The organism is Uliginosibacterium silvisoli (assembly GCF_036017035.1).
Taxonomy (GTDB): Bacteria; Pseudomonadota; Gammaproteobacteria; order Burkholderiales; family Rhodocyclaceae; genus Viridibacterium; species Viridibacterium silvisoli.
Map to the genome: position 1 here is coordinate 650,365 of NZ_JAYXHS010000001.1, position 15,979 is coordinate 666,343.

14 protein-coding genes and 1 riboswitch are annotated in these 15,979 nt (G+C 61.6%); of the genes, 4 read left to right on the forward strand and 10 right to left on the reverse strand.

Going from position 1 to position 15,979, the window contains the following annotated elements:
* Position 1 precedes the first annotated feature (1 nt).
* From VVD49_RS02965 to VVD49_RS02985, 5 genes are read right to left on the reverse strand one after another with little or no spacing between them, the layout of a single operon-like run.
* Positions 2 to 1,372 carry a phosphatase PAP2/dual specificity phosphatase family protein gene (locus VVD49_RS02965; protein WP_327597636.1) on the reverse strand — a complete coding sequence of 457 codons (1,371 nt, stop codon included), beginning with the start codon at positions 1,370 to 1,372 and terminating at the stop codon, positions 2 to 4.
* Complete coding sequence (locus VVD49_RS02970; RefSeq protein WP_327597637.1) at positions 1,372 to 3,141, reverse strand: bifunctional alpha/beta hydrolase/class I SAM-dependent methyltransferase; 1,770 nt, start codon at positions 3,139 to 3,141, stop codon at positions 1,372 to 1,374. Before VVD49_RS02970 ends, VVD49_RS02965 begins: the two co-directional genes overlap by 1 nt.
* 57 nt (positions 3,142 to 3,198) lie before the next feature.
* Positions 3,199 to 3,846 carry a CDP-alcohol phosphatidyltransferase family protein gene (locus VVD49_RS02975; protein WP_327597638.1) on the reverse strand — a complete coding sequence of 216 codons (648 nt, stop codon included), beginning with the start codon at positions 3,844 to 3,846 and terminating at the stop codon, positions 3,199 to 3,201.
* A 58-nt stretch (positions 3,847 to 3,904) separates the two neighbouring features.
* Complete coding sequence (locus tag VVD49_RS02980; protein ID WP_416384881.1) at positions 3,905 to 4,507, reverse strand: response regulator transcription factor; 603 nt, start codon at positions 4,505 to 4,507, stop codon at positions 3,905 to 3,907.
* Positions 4,504 to 6,510, reverse strand: a complete 2,007-nt coding sequence (locus tag VVD49_RS02985; RefSeq protein WP_327597640.1) for a sensor histidine kinase — start codon at positions 6,508 to 6,510, stop codon at positions 4,504 to 4,506. The genes VVD49_RS02980 and VVD49_RS02985 overlap by 4 nt, the downstream gene beginning before the upstream one ends.
* A gap of 198 nt (positions 6,511 to 6,708) precedes the next feature.
* Here VVD49_RS02985 and VVD49_RS02990 point away from each other — a divergent pair, with 198 nt between their 5' ends.
* The 3 genes from VVD49_RS02990 (at position 6,709) to VVD49_RS03000 (ending at position 9,714) form a co-directional block, all read left to right on the forward strand.
* Complete coding sequence (locus VVD49_RS02990) at positions 6,709 to 7,731, forward strand: TRAP transporter substrate-binding protein (RefSeq protein ID WP_327597641.1); 1,023 nt, start codon at positions 6,709 to 6,711, stop codon at positions 7,729 to 7,731.
* A 97-nt stretch (positions 7,732 to 7,828) separates the two neighbouring features.
* Positions 7,829 to 8,431, forward strand: a complete 603-nt coding sequence (locus tag VVD49_RS02995; RefSeq protein WP_327597642.1) for a TRAP transporter small permease — start codon at positions 7,829 to 7,831, stop codon at positions 8,429 to 8,431.
* Positions 8,428 to 9,714 carry a TRAP transporter large permease gene (locus VVD49_RS03000; RefSeq protein WP_327597643.1) on the forward strand — a complete coding sequence of 429 codons (1,287 nt, stop codon included), beginning with the start codon at positions 8,428 to 8,430 and terminating at the stop codon, positions 9,712 to 9,714. Before VVD49_RS02995 ends, VVD49_RS03000 begins: the two co-directional genes overlap by 4 nt.
* 68 nt (positions 9,715 to 9,782) lie before the next feature.
* Here the strand turns inward: VVD49_RS03000 and VVD49_RS03005 are convergent, their stop codons facing one another.
* Positions 9,783 to 10,562, reverse strand: coding sequence for a hypothetical protein (locus VVD49_RS03005; protein WP_327597644.1), 780 nt, complete (start codon positions 10,560 to 10,562; stop codon positions 9,783 to 9,785).
* A 212-nt stretch (positions 10,563 to 10,774) separates the two neighbouring features.
* A riboswitch (TPP riboswitch) is annotated at positions 10,775 to 10,898 on the forward strand.
* An 88-nt stretch (positions 10,899 to 10,986) separates the two neighbouring features.
* Here VVD49_RS03005 and thiC point away from each other — a divergent pair.
* Positions 10,987 to 12,900 (forward strand): phosphomethylpyrimidine synthase ThiC, encoded by a 1,914-nt coding sequence (gene thiC, locus VVD49_RS03010; RefSeq protein WP_327597645.1) that lies wholly within the window; start codon positions 10,987 to 10,989, stop codon positions 12,898 to 12,900.
* A 132-nt stretch (positions 12,901 to 13,032) separates the two neighbouring features.
* Here the strand turns inward: thiC and VVD49_RS03015 are convergent, their stop codons facing one another.
* The 4 genes from VVD49_RS03015 to VVD49_RS03030 form a co-directional block, all read right to left on the reverse strand.
* Positions 13,033 to 13,863, reverse strand: a complete 831-nt coding sequence (locus VVD49_RS03015; RefSeq protein WP_327597646.1) for a DUF3800 domain-containing protein — start codon at positions 13,861 to 13,863, stop codon at positions 13,033 to 13,035.
* A gap of 116 nt (positions 13,864 to 13,979) precedes the next feature.
* Entirely contained in the window at positions 13,980 to 15,227 is a 1,248-nt protein-coding gene (locus VVD49_RS03020) for a type II restriction endonuclease (RefSeq protein WP_327597647.1), read from the reverse strand.
* Positions 15,227 to 15,697: a very short patch repair endonuclease gene (locus VVD49_RS03025; RefSeq protein ID WP_327597648.1), complete on the reverse strand. Its 471-nt coding sequence runs from the start codon at positions 15,695 to 15,697 to the stop codon at positions 15,227 to 15,229. The genes VVD49_RS03020 and VVD49_RS03025 overlap by 1 nt, the downstream gene beginning before the upstream one ends.
* The gene (locus tag VVD49_RS03030) at positions 15,697 to 15,978 is read right to left on the reverse strand and encodes a hypothetical protein (protein WP_327597649.1); all 282 of its coding nucleotides are present in this window, start codon (positions 15,976 to 15,978) and stop codon (positions 15,697 to 15,699) included. Before VVD49_RS03030 ends, VVD49_RS03025 begins: the two co-directional genes overlap by 1 nt.
* Position 15,979: the final 1 nt, after the last annotated feature.

Genomic DNA, 15,979 nt, shown 5'->3' on the forward strand with positions numbered 1-15,979 from the left:
CTCATGCCTGGATTACCGAAACCTGTTGCAAGCGCGCGATGACTTCTGCACTCAGCACCACCTGCGGACGCCGCCCCTGCACGCTGCGCACGGCATCCGCAGCAGGGACATGACGGTAACGCACCAGCCATGCGGCAATGACGGCCGCGCTGCGCGAAAAGCCCAGTGCGCAGCACACCAGCACCGTCCCCCTGCGGCGCAATGCCTCGAGTTTGTCAGCCCCGACTTCAAGCTGGTCGGCACGGGGCGGCAACAGATCGAGCATGGGATGTGCGTCGTGGCCGATATTGCTGGCCGGGCAGCTCAGTTCAGCGCTCACATTGAGGACGGAATCGAAACGGCCCTGCTCCAGCTCGCGCGCATTCAAGGGCATGCGCCCGAGCGAGATGCCCTCCGTGATCGGCACATGCGCAGGCAAACCCATGGTCCACCACCACACGTTGACGCGCGCGCCCAGCAGATACGGCGCCAGCAAGGCGCGCAGCCACCAGGGGCGTCGCCCCTGTTTCACGCCGAAATGAGCGCCCTCGCCCCAGGCATAGATTGCGGCAACGAGCATCAAGGCCGCACCCGCCCACGCCACAGGCCATGCCAGCCACGCCGGCAGATAACCCGAGAACGCGGGAAGCAGGCAGAAAGCCGAGCCGACAGCGTAGATGCGCGCCAGCCGCCTGCGCCCGGGCTCGACATGCCCGTGGGTGGCACGCCAACGTCGCCCCGCATTCGGCACGCCTCGCGCGTCGCCAGCCGGTACATCCTCACCCACGATGAACAGGCATAGCAGCCCTGCCCACACGCCCGCCACGAGATCAACGAAATGATGCTGATAAGTGGTCAGCACGGAGATGCCGATCAGTGCAAACCAGCCATGCAAGACCAGCTTGCCGGCCGTGCTGCGCACGTGACGTGCGTAGTGATACCAGAGAATCACCAGCAGGCAGATGTGCAGTGAAGGCGCCTGATTGAACGGCCTGTCGAAGCCCGCGAGCGTGTCGAACATCAGACCAAAGAAGCCATCGGTGGCGGGGCGGTCGAAGCTGAATCGCAGCGGGAACAACAGAAAACCCGCGATGCATATCAGCTGCGCGCACAGCAGACGCAGGGCGTGCCGCGTCAGCTCGTAGCGCGTCGTGCAGATGAACAGCGACACGCCGTAGAGCAGGTCGATGGACCAGTACGGCACGATGGTCCATGGCAGAAAAGGGATATGGCGCTCCCAGTCGAACGCCATCACGCCCACACTGGCGCGCTGCGCCGTGAACCAGTTCGTCGCGTTGTAGGTCGCGAAGAACAGCACGGCCAGCACGAGGCACCATACAGTCGCGGCACCCCATGGGCGTCTCGCCTTGCGCAGCGTGACGTCCCTGACCATCAGCTTGCGTCGACCCGCGCAGCCATTGACACGGAGAAGATGCCCCACTCGTCGATGCGCTGCTGTTGCTTGGCAAAGCCCGCCGCCTCGACAAGCTGATCCATCTCTGCCTGCGTGCGCCGACGCATCACCCAGGACGCACCACCACGATGGCTGGTGAGCACGCGCGCGATGAACTCGAGTTGTGGATGCCAGGGCTGGCCCGTGTAGAGCAGCAAGCCACCGGGCGCGATGGCCGACGCCAGGCCACCCAGCGAGCGACGGATCAGGGCGTTGTCGGGGAACAACTCGTACAGACCGGAGACGACACCCAGCGTCGGGCGCGGCGCGATGGCGGCAAGCGATTCCGCATCGAAAGCATCGCCCTGCACGAAGCGCGCAAAGCCCTGCATGCCCTTCTTCGCGATCAGCTCCGTGCCGGCACGCACATTGATCTCGCTATAGTCGCGCAGCAATACCGAATCCGGTTTCTGCGGCAAGGACTCCAGCGCTTCCAGCACGTATCGCCCATGACCTGCCGCGATGTCCACGATGTGCACCGGCAAGCCACGCGCACGCAGATCGGCAATCGCCACGCCGAGCAGTTCCTTGAGATGTTCCTTGCGCTGGCGGATGCCGCGCCAGCCGATCGCGTCAAGGTAGTTGCGATCGATCATGCGGCCGAATAGTGATACGCCGCGCGCCTCGTTGCGATAGACGTAGTCCAGCGTGCTGCCGGAGTCGAAGCCGGTGGCGAAGCCGAGGCGCACGCCTTCGGAGAGACGGCCCGGCCCGCTCATCGAGGCCTTCGTCATGGCGAAACCGAGTGCCTTCGGCGATAGCGCGGGTAGCGGCTTTTCGAGCGTCATCTGCTCGTCGTAGGTATAGCCACGCTGGTGTGCATCCAGCAGTGAAGGCTGCGCGACCGGTTGCGCAAACTGGCGCAGGACGAAATCGCGGATCTTCGTCAGCGCCTGCGCGCGATCCTTCTCGCCCAATGTGTCGTGGAAGAAACCGTCGAGGACATGCTTCTCTTTCACGGTGCTGCCCAGGCGCTCGAAGAACTCATGTTGCGGGCCGTGATGCACGACCCAGTCGGCGCCGGAGATGAGCAGCTGCGTCGGTACGAGAATCGCCGCCGCATCGGCAACCAGGCGCTCGGCAGTTTCGTACAGGGCGATCAGGATGTTGGCGGAGATTGGCCGCGTGATCAGCGGATCGTTCTCGAACGACGCGATGCGCTCCGGGTCATGCGTCAGGAACTTCGCCTTGACGTAGGAGTTGACGAAGAAATTGCCGCGCAAGGCGTACATCAGCTTGAGGCCGGGACGCGCGAATGGCACGTAGAGCTTGACCTTGAAAGCCGGCGAGGCCAAGGACAGCGCGCGGATCTTCGGCGCGTAGTCGTGCACCCACGCACTGGCCAGCACGGCGCCGACGCTCTGCGCGATGACGGCAACGTCTTCCATCGCCACGCCGCTCTGCTGCGCAGCGAACTTCACGAACTCGTCCACGTCGCGCACCGAGCGACCGATGCTCGGGCTGTAGCCGCGCTGCCCCGGTGAGCGACCATGGCCGCGTGCATCCCAGGCGTAGAAATCAAAGTCCGGCAGGTTCAGCTCATCGACGATGTGCTGCAGACGCCCGGAGTGCTCATGCCCCCGGTGGAACAAGACAATGACGCCACGTGCCTTACCCGAGCCCTGCACTTGCGTTGCGGCCCACTTGCGATAGAAAAGCTCGACACCATCACTCGCTGCAAACGTCTGTTCGACCGGCTGCCTTGTCATGCGCACTCCTTGTTGTTGGAACCCGTTTTGCGTGCGCCCGCAGGCGCACGGCAATGCTTATGTTCGAACTTCCGCAAGCCCCTTGCGGACACGCTGCACGATGGTCAGGCCACACAACACTGCCATCAGCGGAAAGACGAATTGCTGCCAGCCCTGCACCGGCATGCCGAGGCCCACGGCCAGGGCCAGTGCGCCGAACACAAAGGCACGATCACTCTTGCCGAAAGGGCCGTCATAGCGCCGCGATGCGCCCGTGAGCAAGGCCACGCAGCCGGTCATCTCGACGATCACCGACAGCACGATGACAATGCCGACCCACAGCGGCTGGAAATGCGGCAAGAACGCCAGCGGCAGATACAACACTGCGTCCGAGATGACGTCGGTGAGTTCGTTGAGGTAGGCACCGAGATGCGACTTCTGCCCGAACTCGCGCGCCAGCATGCCATCGACCGCATTGAGCGCCATGCGCAAGAACATCCAGACCGGAATCAACAGGAAGCCGCGCGTCTGTTCGGCCGTTGCGCAGAGGAACAGACCGATCGCGACGGACACCACGCATGCAGACACGGTGACCTGGTTGGCCGTCACGCCTCCGGCGTAGAGCGTGCGCACAAGAGGACGAAGAAGCGCTTGAAAGCGCGGCTTGAGTGCGTAGATGCTCATTGCGGGCAACTGGATGAGGTCATGACGTCGCATTGTACACATGACGTTCCGCTGCACTCCGGACATGCCCGTAGGGCGGAACTCCTGTGGAGGTTCCGCCCTACCCTTGCTTGCTTAGCAGCGTTGCGAGCTCCACAGCAGAGCGCACGCCCATCTTGTCGAAGACATTCGAGCGATGCACTTCCACCGTGCGCATGCTGATGTCGAGTTCGTCGGCGATGATCTTGTTGAGCTTGCCTTCGAGGATCAGCCCCATCACCTCCCGCTCACGCGGGCTGAGTTGCTCGATGCGCGTCGCCAGCTCGGCGCGATGTGCAATCTCCTGCTGTGCCACGAGGTCACCCGCGAGCGCCTCGCGCACGGCCGACAACAGGAGGTCGTGGTGCGGTGGCTTCTCGATGAAGTGAATCGCGCCGGCACGCAAGGCATCAACAGCCAGCGGAACGTCGCCATGCCCCGTCAGGAACACCACCGGCATACGACAGCCACGGCCACGCAGCACATCGAAACACTCCGGCCCGGTCATGGCACTCATGCGCACGTCGAGCAGGATGCAACCCCGCATGCTGTCGCGATAGTCGAGCAGGAAGCTCTCCGCGTCGGCCCAGCTCTGGCTGGCAATGCCATGCGTGCGCAGCAGGAAACCCAGTGCATCGCGGATCGCGGCATCGTCATCAACAATGTGCACCATGGCCGCCATCAATCCGCCTCCCGTGGCAGGGTGAAACGGAACAAGGTGCCACCGCCCGGATTCGGCTCGAACCACAGGCGCCCACGATGCCACTCGATGATGGAGCGGCAGATATTCAGGCCCATGCCCATACCTTCGCTCTTGGTCGTGAAAAACGGTGTGTAGAGCTTCTCGGCGCTTTCGGCAGAAATGCCGCTGCCCCGATCGGCCACGCAAACTTCCAGGACTTCCGCGTTGCTCGTCACCGACACGCGCAGTTGCCGTTCGCTCTCTGGAATCTCGCCCATGGCGTCCATGCCATTGCGCATGAGGTTCACCACCACCTGCTCCAGCAAGGTCGCATCCCCTTCAATGCCGGGCAGTTCATGGCCGAACGCCAGCGTGACGCGCACGCGCCGCTTGCTGGCACTGCTCTCCAGCAGCGCCGTGGCTTCGGAAACAACGCGCGCCATGGCAACCCGCTCATGACGCGGCTCACTGCGGCGCACGAAGTTCTGGATGCGACGGATGATGTTGCCGGCACGCTGCGATTGATGCGAGATCTTCTGCATGGCCTCGATGAGTTGTGCCGGGGCCATGCCGTTGTTGAAGCCATTGATGCAGCCACTGGCATAACTCGAGATGGCGGCCAGCGGTTGGTTGAGCTCATGCGCCAGCGTGGACGCAAGCTCGCCCGTCGTCACCAGCCGCGCGGTGGCCTGCAGACGCTCCTGCTGGGTACGCGCCAGCTCTTCAGCACGCTTGCGCTCGGTGATATCGAGCACCGAGGCCATCCAGCCAAAGTGGTTGCCGTCAGCATCAAGCAGCGGCGCTTCGTAGATCAGCGCATCGAAAATCTCGCCACTGCGCCGTTTGAAACGCAGCTCGAAGCCCTGGTGCGACACCTCACCGGCAAGCACGCGCTTGTGCATCTCGTTGGTCGCCTCGATCTCTTCCGGAATCCAGTACTGCATGGGCGAGCTCACGCCGATGAGCTCTTCCGCCGACCAACCCACCATCTCGCAGAAAGCGCGATTGACGTAGATCGTGCGCCCTTCGAGATCGCGCGCACGCAGCCCGGTGTGCAGCGAGTCTTCCATCGCGCGCCGGAACTGGTACTCGTTCTGCAGGGCCTGCTCGGCCGCATGACGCCGCCGCGTGTGGCGCAACAGCATCCATAGACTCCACAGCAGGGCTGCTGCAAAGAGGATGACCGCGCCGGCGAACAGCAAGGGCACGATGCGCGGGCCGTGGCTGTAGGTATCGACATGCAACATCAGGCCATTGCCCGGCGGGTCGAAAGCCACTTCGTAAGACAGCGCCGGATGCAGGGCTGCCACGCGTGACTTGCTGGCGATCTCGTTGCCTTGCTGATCCTTGATGGAGAGGCGATAGCGCTCAGAGAACCACCACGCTACCTGGTTGCTCAACAGACGCTGCAGCGGATAGATGCCGACCACGAAGCCGCGCAGGCGGGTGCCGTCGTAGCTCGGCACGGCCACGCAAAGCACCGGCCCGCCCGTACCGCTCAGATCGTTGGTGACTTCGCAGTACGCCGCCTTGGCAAAGGCACGCGCCTTCTGCAGCGCAACGTTGATCGCCGCCTGTTGCTGGACGCCATAGCGGCTCTCTTGCGGCGGCAACGCGCCGCTCATCATCTGCATTGCATCGAACCAGAGGATCTGCGACAGCGCTGTTTCCACGCCAACGGCCTGACGCGTGCGCAACAGCACCGTCTCGTCTGCCGGAGATTGTTCGAGCAACTCCTGCGCGAGACGGCCGAGCAACTCTTCATTGCGCTCGAACTGGAAGCGCAGGTTCTGCTCCAGCCACAGGACGTCCGAGAGCAGCGCGGTGCGCTGCTCCTGCTGGTCCTGTCGCAAGGTGAGCATGACGAAGCCGATCACGCCCGCGATCAGACAGATCACCGCGATGGCAGGCAGGCGCCAGAACCACGGATTGCCCGACGAGGGGCTGGCATGTGCGGCGTCTGGAGGCGTGTTCGGCAACAAGGAAAACCCGGGTGATTTCTTCATGCTGCGGGACGGGGTGTCTCCACCAGCAAGACTTGTGGAACTCCACAATGGAAGCGGGCCAGCGTGTTCTCTAGCATGAGTTGTATCAGGCCGTCAGCGGCGGCTGCATACAAGCCCGTACTTACCCTGACGTGTGCAGTGACGCGTACCGCGGGCGAGCGTGGCGACAGACCCCGACTCATACGGAGGAGACACACCATGAAATTCCAGTCCACGCGACGCCTGCTCGTTGCGGCCCTGCTCGGCACGCTGGCTTTCGCCACCGTGCCCGCCAGTGCGCAACAGCCCATCGTCATAAAATTCAGTCACGTCGTCGCCAAGGACACACCGAAAGGTCTGGCGGCCGACTACTTCGCGAAACTCGTCGCCGAGAAAACCGGCGGCAAGGTGAAGGTTGAAGTCTATCCGAACAGCCAGCTCTACAAGGACGGCGAGGAGATGGAGGCACTGCAGCTGGGCTCGGTGCAGATGCTCGCCCCCTCGCTCGCCAAGTTCGGCCCGCTCGGCGTACCCGACTTCGAGGCCTTCGACCTGCCCTTCATCTTCGACAACTACGAAGAGCTGCACAAGATCACCTACGGTCCGATCGGCAGCGCACTATTCAAGAAGCTCGAACCCAAGGGCATTGTCGGTCTCGCCTATTGGGACAATGGCTTCAAGGATTTTTCGGCAAACAAGCAGTTGAGAGTGCCGGCCGACTTCAAGGGTCTGAAGATGCGCATCCAGTCGTCCAAGGTGCTCGACAGCGAGATGCGCGCGCTCGGGGTGAATCCGCAAGTGATGGCCTTCTCCGAGGTGTACCAGGCGCTATCGACGGGCGTGGTGGACGGTACGGAGAACCCGCCTTCGAACTTCTACACGCAAAAGATGCACGAGGTGCAGAAGTTCATGTTGCGCTCGCAACACGGCTACCTGGGCTACGCCGTCATCGTGAACAAGAGGTTCTGGGACGGCCTGCCAGGCGACATCCGCAAGACGCTCGGCGAATGCATGGTCGAAGCCACGACCTATGCCAACAAGATCGCGCTGCAGAAGAATGATGAAGATGTCGAGGCGGTGAAGAAATCCGCCAAGACAACCATCATCGTGCCCAACGCAGCAGAGCGCCTGGAGATGAAGAAAGCACTGGCACCGGTGCACAAGCAACACGCCGCACGCATCGGCAACGACTTGCTGCAGGCCATCTACAAAGAGACGGGCTTCGATCCGGACAAGCTGTAAGTGCGGAGAGGAGTGAAGAGGCACGAGCGAGGAGCAAACCCTCGCCACTTGCCAACTTCGCTCCTCGCTCATACGACTTCACTCGTCACCCGAAAAAATGAAATTTCTCGACCATCTCGAGGAATGGCTCATCGCGACGCTGATGGGGCTCGCTACGACGGTTGTGTTTCTCGCCGTGGTGCACCGCTATCTCTCCGGCTTTGCCATCCCCTATCTGCAGGACTGGTTGCTGTCCATGGACGTCAGCTGGTCGCAGGAAGTCACCATCATCATGTTCGTGTGGATGGCCAAGTTCGGCGCGGCGTACGGCGTGCGCACCGGCATCCATGTCGGCGTCGATGTGCTCATCAACCGCATGCAGCCGCAGCTGCGTGCGAAGTTCGTGCTGTTCGGCCTCGCCGCAGGCGCGTTCTTCACCGGCCTTGTTGCAATCCTCGGCGCACAGCTTTGCTGGCACAGCGGCATGGAGCATTTCGTCTATACGCTGCTGGGCATGCCGACCGACGCATTCGGCGGCTCGACGAAACCTGACACGGGCTGGCCAGTGTGGGCCGTGTATCTGGCAATTCCCCTCGGCTCCAGCCTGATGTGTTTCCGCTTCATCCAGGTCGCCGTGAACTTCCTGCACACGGGCGAGCTGCCACGCCACGACCACGGCCATGTGGATGGCCTCGATGAAGATGTGGGGGCGCAGAAATGAGCGCACTCATCATCTTCACCTTGCTGCTGGTGCTGATGCTCACCGGCATGCCGATCTCCATTTCGCTCGGCCTGACCGTGCTGACCTTCATGTTCACCATGACCAGCACGCCAGCCGTCGAGGTCGCTCACAAGCTGTTCACCGGCATCGAGAATTTCGGCGTCATGGCGATCCCGTTCTTCATCCTCGCCGGCAACTTCCTCACGCACGGTGGCGTCGCGGCCCGCATGATTCGCTTCGCGACATCCATGGTCGGGCATATGCATGGCGGCCTCGGCCTCGCCGGCGTGCTGGCCTGCGCATTGTTCGCCGCGGTGTCGGGATCAAGCCCTGCAACCGTGGTCGCCATCGGATCCATCCTGCTGCCGGCGATGGTGCAGGCGGGATTTCCGAAGCGTTTCGGCGCCGGCATCATCACCACCTCGGGGGCGCTGGGCATCCTGATACCGCCCTCGATCGTCATGGTGATGTATTCGATCGCGACGAATACCTCGGTGGGCGCGCTATTCATGGCGGGCGTCGTGCCCGGCATCATTCTCGCCACCATGCTCGGCATGACGACCTGGTACCTGGCGCGCAAGCATGGCTACCCACGGCTCGCCAAAGCCTCCTGGGCAGCGCGTGGCCGCGCGTTCCGCGAGAGCATCTGGGGCCTCATGCTGATAGTGGTGGTCATCGGCGGCATCTACGGCGGCATCTTCACGCCGACAGAGGCGGCAGCCGTCAGCGCCATATACGCGTTCTTCATCGCCGTCTTCGTCTACAAGGATCTGAAACTGTCCGATGTGCCGCGCGTGCTGCTGTCCTCGGCCAACCTCAGCGCGATGTTGCTGTACATCATCACCAATGCCGTGATGTTCTCCTTCATCCTCACCGACCAGCAGATTCCGCAGACGCTGGCCGAGTGGATGCTGGCACAGGGTCTCGGCCCCATCGCCTTCCTGCTGGCGGTGAACGTCCTGCTGCTCGTCGCGGGCAATTTCATGGAGCCCTCTTCCATCGTGCTGATCATGGCGCCATTGCTATTCCCGATTGCCATGCGCATGGGCATCGACCCGGTGCACTTCGGCATCCTGATGACGGTGAACATGGAAGTCGGCATGTGTCACCCGCCGGTCGGCCTGAACATGTACGTAGCTTCCGGCATCGCCAAGATGGGTATCACCGAGCTGACCATCGCCGTGTGGCCATGGCTGCTGACCATGCTGGTATTCCTCGGCGTCGTCACCTACGCGCCGGAAATGTCGCTATGGCTGCCCCGCATGCTGGGGATGGTGCATTGAGCTTACGTTTGCCAGCGAGGTGAACGAAAAATGGCGCCTCGGCGCCATTTTCTTGTTCGTAACGACTGCTACTGCAACAGGAAGAAGCGGTATCGCATCGGCAAGCTCTCACGCACGATAAAGCGCCCCTCGCGCGCAACGTCGTTTGCGCTGCGCACGTAGACCTGCACCTTGTCCGACGGCCCGGTTAGCAGAGCATCTGCATCGCACATCAGGGCCGAGCCCTGCATCTGGATAGCCTTGCAGCCCTTCGTCCATGCAGGGCCCTCAGGTATCACCACGGGCGCTGCGCTATGCGCAAGGTTGCTGGCAGGTGCTTTAGGCAAAGGCTTGGGCGGAGGCGGAGGCACTATGGGGCGCACTTCACCGGCAGCGGACTTGCTCGCGGGCAGAACCGCGGGCGCGACCACCGGCGGCACACGCGGCACGGCGGGCGGCGCTACGGCAGGTCTCGGCGCTGGCGCTACCGGGGCTTCACGAGGCAGATCGGGCACTGCTTCAGCCGGCAGCCCGACAGGCGTCTGTTCAGCCGCCACGGCAGCGGGCGGAGGCGCCTCGGCCGGGGCCGATTGCTCGGCCGTCGCAGCCTGGGGTGCCGACTGCTCGGCAGGGGTGGATTGCGCTGCCGGAGCCGATTGCGCAGCAGGCACTGGCGGGGCGACGGGCTCAGACTGAGGCCGCGGGGCCGGCGCTGCAGCCGGCGCAGGCTCGACCACGGGCGTCGACTGCGCCTCCCCGGTGCCAAGCCGGACAGGCTCGCCGTCCTGCGTCACGACCTGCGCCATGGCGGCCACCATACTGCCGAGCAGGACAATGCTCAGACCGAGCGGGAGAAGTAGCGGGCGCATGACGGAGAAACAGGAGTAATCCGGGTGTGAAAGGCGAAGGGCATCATACCCGCGCCAACGCACACGACCTGCTGACGGAATTCACGGAAACAAAACGTCGCAAATCCATAGCGAGGCCACGAAACGCCCCCGCAGCGCAGCAAGAAATCACGCGCCGCAAGGGTTCTTACCCTCGCGCCGGTTGCCTGTACACGTCCTTTTCAGTAAGGTGTCGGCATCGCTAGGGGTCTGTCAGATCAGATAGTTGCGCCAGAAATTGCGCTGATCGGACAGTGAGAGACACCCTCCGAACCTGATCCGGGTGATGCTGGCGTAGGGAAGCGAGACACCTGCCCATGGATTCACCCACCGAATCCTTTTCTTCGGGCCAGCTGCCTCTCACCTCCTCACGTGCGTGCATCCATCCCACACTGAGAGTGCAGCCATGAACGCCAACGAAAAATTCATCGCCTCGTCCGCCCACGTCGACGAAGCCGCTATCGCCCCCCTGCCGAATTCGCGCAAGGTTTATCTCGAAGGCTCGCGTGCCGACATCCGCGTGCCGATGCGCGAGATCACGCAGAGCGACACGCCGACCGGCATGGGCGGCGAGAAGAATCCGCCGATCTACGTTTATGACTGTTCGGGCCCCTACACCGATCCTGCTGTGAAGATCGACGTGCGCGATGGCCTCACCGCACTACGTGCCAAGTGGATCGAAGAGCGCAACGACAATGAACAGCTCGACGGCATGACGAGCGAATACGGTCGCGCACGCGAAGCTGACAAGAAGCTCGACGAGCTGCGTTTCAACCTGCAGCGCAAGCCGCGCAAGGCAAAGGCCGGCCAGAACGTCTCACAGATGCACTACGCGCGCAAAGGCATCATCACGCCGGAGATGGAATACATCGCCATCCGCGAGAACCTGAATCGCGCCGCCTACATCGAGTCACTCAAAGCAACAGGCCCGAACGGCGAGAAAATGGCCGCCTTCATGGGCCGCATCCACAAGGGCCAGAGCTTCGGCGCTGCAATCCCGGAAATCATCACGCCAGAATTCGTGCGCGACGAAGTCGCCCGCGGCCGCGCCATCATCCCGGCGAACATCAATCACCCGGAAAGCGAGCCGATGATCATCGGCCGCAACTTCCTCACCAAGATCAACGCCAACATCGGCAACAGCGCCGTGTCGTCTTCCATCCAGGAAGAAGTGGACAAGCTGACATGGTCGATCCGTTGGGGCGGTGACACGGTCATGGACCTGTCGACCGGCAAGAACATCCACGAAACGCGCGAGTGGATCCTGCGTAATTCGCCCGTGCCGATCGGCACCGTGCCGATTTATCAGGCACTCGAAAAAGTGAACGGCAAGGCCGAAGACCTGACTTGGGAAATTTTCCGCGACACGCTGATCGAACAAGCCGAGCAAGGCGTCGACTACTTCACCATCCACGCCGGCGTGCTGCTGCGCTACGTGCCGATGACCGCCAACCGCATGACCGGCATCGTCTCGCGCGGCGGCTCCATCATGGCCAAGTGGTGCCTCGCACATCACAAGGAAAACTTCACCTACACGCACTTCGAAGAGATCTGCGAAATCATGAAGGCTTACGACGTCAGCTTCTCGCTCGGCGACGGCCTGCGCCCCGGCTCGATCTGGGACGCAAACGACGAAGCCCAGCTCGGCGAACTCAAGACGCTCGGCGAGCTTACCCAGATCGCATGGAAGCACGACGTGCAGGTCATGATCGAGGGTCCCGGCCACGTGCCGCAACAACTGATCAAAGAAAACATGGACCTGCAACTGGAGTGGTGCCACGAAGCGCCGTTCTACACGCTCGGCCCGCTCACCACCGACATCGCGCCCGGCTACGACCACATTACGTCCGCCATCGGCGCCGCACAGATCGGCTGGTACGGCTGCGCCATGCTCTGCTATGTCACGCCGAAAGAACACCTCGGCTTGCCGAACAAGGACGACGTGAAGGCCGGCATCATCGCCTACAAGATCGCCGCCCACGCCAGCGATCTCGCCAAGGGTCACCCCGCGTCACAGATCCGCGACAACGCCATGAGCAAAGCGCGCTTCGAGTTCAGGTGGGAAGACCAGTTCAACCTCGGCCTCGACCCCGACACCGCGCGCAGCTACCACGACGAGACCCTGCCGCAAGAAGGCGCCAAGGTCGCGCATTTCTGCTCCATGTGCGGCCCCCACTTCTGCTCGATGAAGATCACTCAGGACGTGCGCGACTTCGCCGCCGCGCAAGGTGTGTCGGAAGAGGACGCGCTGAAGAAGGGGATGGAAGTGAAGTCGGTGGAGTTCGTGAAGACCGGGGCAAAGGTCTATCACAAGGTGTGACGCCATCACGGCAGAACGCAGGAATCAGAAGATTGAATTTGCCAGCAAATCAATACGTTGCTATATTCCGAGCGGTCAGGGGAAGAAATTCGGCTCCATGCCGTGTGTGACTCAGGCTTCGGCCAGACGATCCTATATCCCCGACCCCGAATCCTCCGGAAGAGCCGCTAGCGATAGCGGCTTTTTCTTTGTGTAGTAGCGTCCGTAAGCTGCTTCGCGTGTGTCGTCCACATCCATCACCAGACTTACCTGAGGCAATACGTAAGCCCAGTAGCGCTCTTCCCGTCGTTCATACAGGCGCTGTAGTGCCCACAGGAAATAATCTGCGGCCTGAAGCTCTGGACGGAGGCGTGGATTGCTTGCGATCACTTCGATATCCGCTCTTGCTTCCACCGCCCACTTCTCGGCGAAACGCTCCCGCGCCACGTTGAGAGCCTCAGCGAAAGCACGCGTGCGGTCCGAAGCGCCTCGCGTGGCGAACACCACACGGTAGGCGTCATGCTGATGCAGACGTTCCTTGAACAGGCGCCGCACCAACCCGTCATAGACCTCGTTCTGCTGGTAGCGATAGGCCGGGTCGCGCTCGTTACGCTGACGCACGTACTCCAGCACCTTGCGCTTGTCTTTCACCACAGCAAAGAATGAAAGATCGTGCTGGCGAAGAAGGGCAAACACCTCGCGGCGTACTTCTGCCACATCGTCCTTCGCATGGAATGCAAGCGCCGTCTTGCGCGCTTCGGGCTGCATTGATGGAATGCCAGAGAAGTACGGATCGGCCAGCAGACGTCCGCGCAAAGTTTCCAGATCCGCTGCGAGGCGTTCCGGTTCGGGTACCCACAGCAGGCCGAGCATGAAGTAGCGCGAGCAGCCCTGCTCGCCCAGCAAGACCTTGCCCTTTGCGTTGAACAAGGTGCCATCGCCGGCTTCATCGACGAAATAGTGGTGGGGGTGATCGACGGACATGTTCTTGCTTTGCTTAGTGGTCCTGCGGTGCTAGCGGATACGAATGAAATCCTCTGCTTTGTGCCAGTCTTTGCCCGACACGGACCATTTTCGTGACGCCACGAAAATGGTCCGGCTTATTGTGCTTTGACATGTGCGATGAACTCACCAATGCGTTGAAGCGCACCGCGTTGCTTTTCGCTGTATGTTGTCTGAATCGATGCGGGCACAACCAACTGCAAAAACGCCGAAGCCATCTCATCGGTTTGGGCAGAGCTGATCGCAGGTTCAAGCGTAACGAGGTGTTTCTTCTCAACACGATCAGCCTCGGCGAGCACCTGTCGCCACCTATCTTTGCAGGTTGTTTTGGCCCCCAACATCGTTAGGCGCTGCGCCGGGAAGGTGGAGTCGTGATAGGCGGCAAAGCCCGGAAAAAGGAAATCAGGCTTAGCGTTGTTCTCAGTGACTTTGCCTTTGCCCCGAGCACGCTCGAACAGTAGGTTGTTTGTGGCAAATAGCTCTTCGAGATGACCTTCAAAGGCGTGACCGACACGGGATTTCCTTCTGTTCTGTACGCTCAGTGAGTAGCTGATGAACTCGTCGACATCGTCGCCGTCCGCGCCGAACCCTTGGCGAAGCCTCTGCTGCACGATATGTCGCTCGTAGATGCGGAACAGGAACTCCTCGTGGTCCATCCAGGCCATGAGTGCAGCATCAGGATCAGCGACGGGATCGAAGTCTCCCTTGAGAGTCTCGCGGGCGAGCATGGAGAACGCCGCTGTTGCGGGGAAAGTCTCGCCGCCAAAGCGGCCAAGCAAAAGATCCAGCCACTTGCCTTGCTCGTCCTGCTCGGCGGTTATGAGGCCAAGGTCCTCGAGCAGCAGTCTGACTGGCAAAAGCAGGGAAGAGGCAGAGACTACGCCTTTGCTGAACGAATCCCCTACTGTATCCAGTCCGAACACAGCCCGCAGTTGCGCCTCGGCAGTGGACTCAGGTGGGCAGAACACAAGTAGCAGCGAGCCGTCAGTGCGCTTGCCTATCAGGAAGAAGTCGCCTTCGGAGAACATAGCAGTGACCGCATTGCTTCTGTAGTAAAGGCGATACTCGGCGGAGCGCGTCGGATGTTTCCAGCGTACGTCGTACCACGTGAGCGTGTCTTCACAGACAGTCGGGGCGTCTTCCGTGTCGCTCAGATATACAAGTCTCGCCGGGTAGGCCAGCTTCTCATCTTTGCTTGGTGAACCAAGGTATTGGCGGAAGCCGACTTCCGGTAGTCCGCCAATTTCGTGTTGCTTGTGAACACCTTTCTTCTTGGAGGCATCAACAGCGCTCAAGTGCTTGGCCGCTACACCCTCGAAGTAATCCGCGATGCTGTCCGAAAACATCAGTCCCCCACCATCCCGTTCTCGCTCATCTCGGCGTGGGCCGAGACACTCCTCAACCAGTCGATCGTTAGGCCAATGACATCCAGCAACGGATCGACCCTTCGGCCGGCTCTGACCGCACACTCCCAGATCACAAGCGTGCGCCAACCATCCTCCTGCTGACGCGCCACGTCTCGCATGTCGCGCGACCGGTTGGATTCAATCTTTGCCAGCCAGAACTCCGTTCGCGTGGAAGGTACCTTGAAGTAACGGCAGTCATGTCCATGCCAGAAGCAACCCCTGACGGAGATCAGGGCACGGTACTTCGGAAGGACGATGTCAGGTCTTCCAGGGATGTTCTTTGCGTGGAGACGGAACCGAAAGCCCGTGGCATGCAGCCCCTTGCGGACGAAGATTTCCGGATGCGTGTTCTTGCCGCGGATGCCGGACATCATTCGGCTGCGTGTTGCCTTGTCGACAACGTCCACCATCAGGCATCCATTTTCAGACCCAATACACGCACGAATGCTGGATAGGCCGCCTCGATCACGCTCTCGTGCCCGATCCGCGATTCCAGTTGATCAAGTATGAGTCGCAATTCCTTGATCTCGGCATCCGAAAACATCTTGCTGCCATCGGAGATGCTCTGGATGCTCTCCGGATCGTCCTCCGGATGGAATAGCAGACCTTTACACTGCAATTGTGCAAACCAATGCAGAGCCGCATCGAACGTAACGCCGGTCAGCTTCGGAATCCGGGAGCAGGTTTGCATA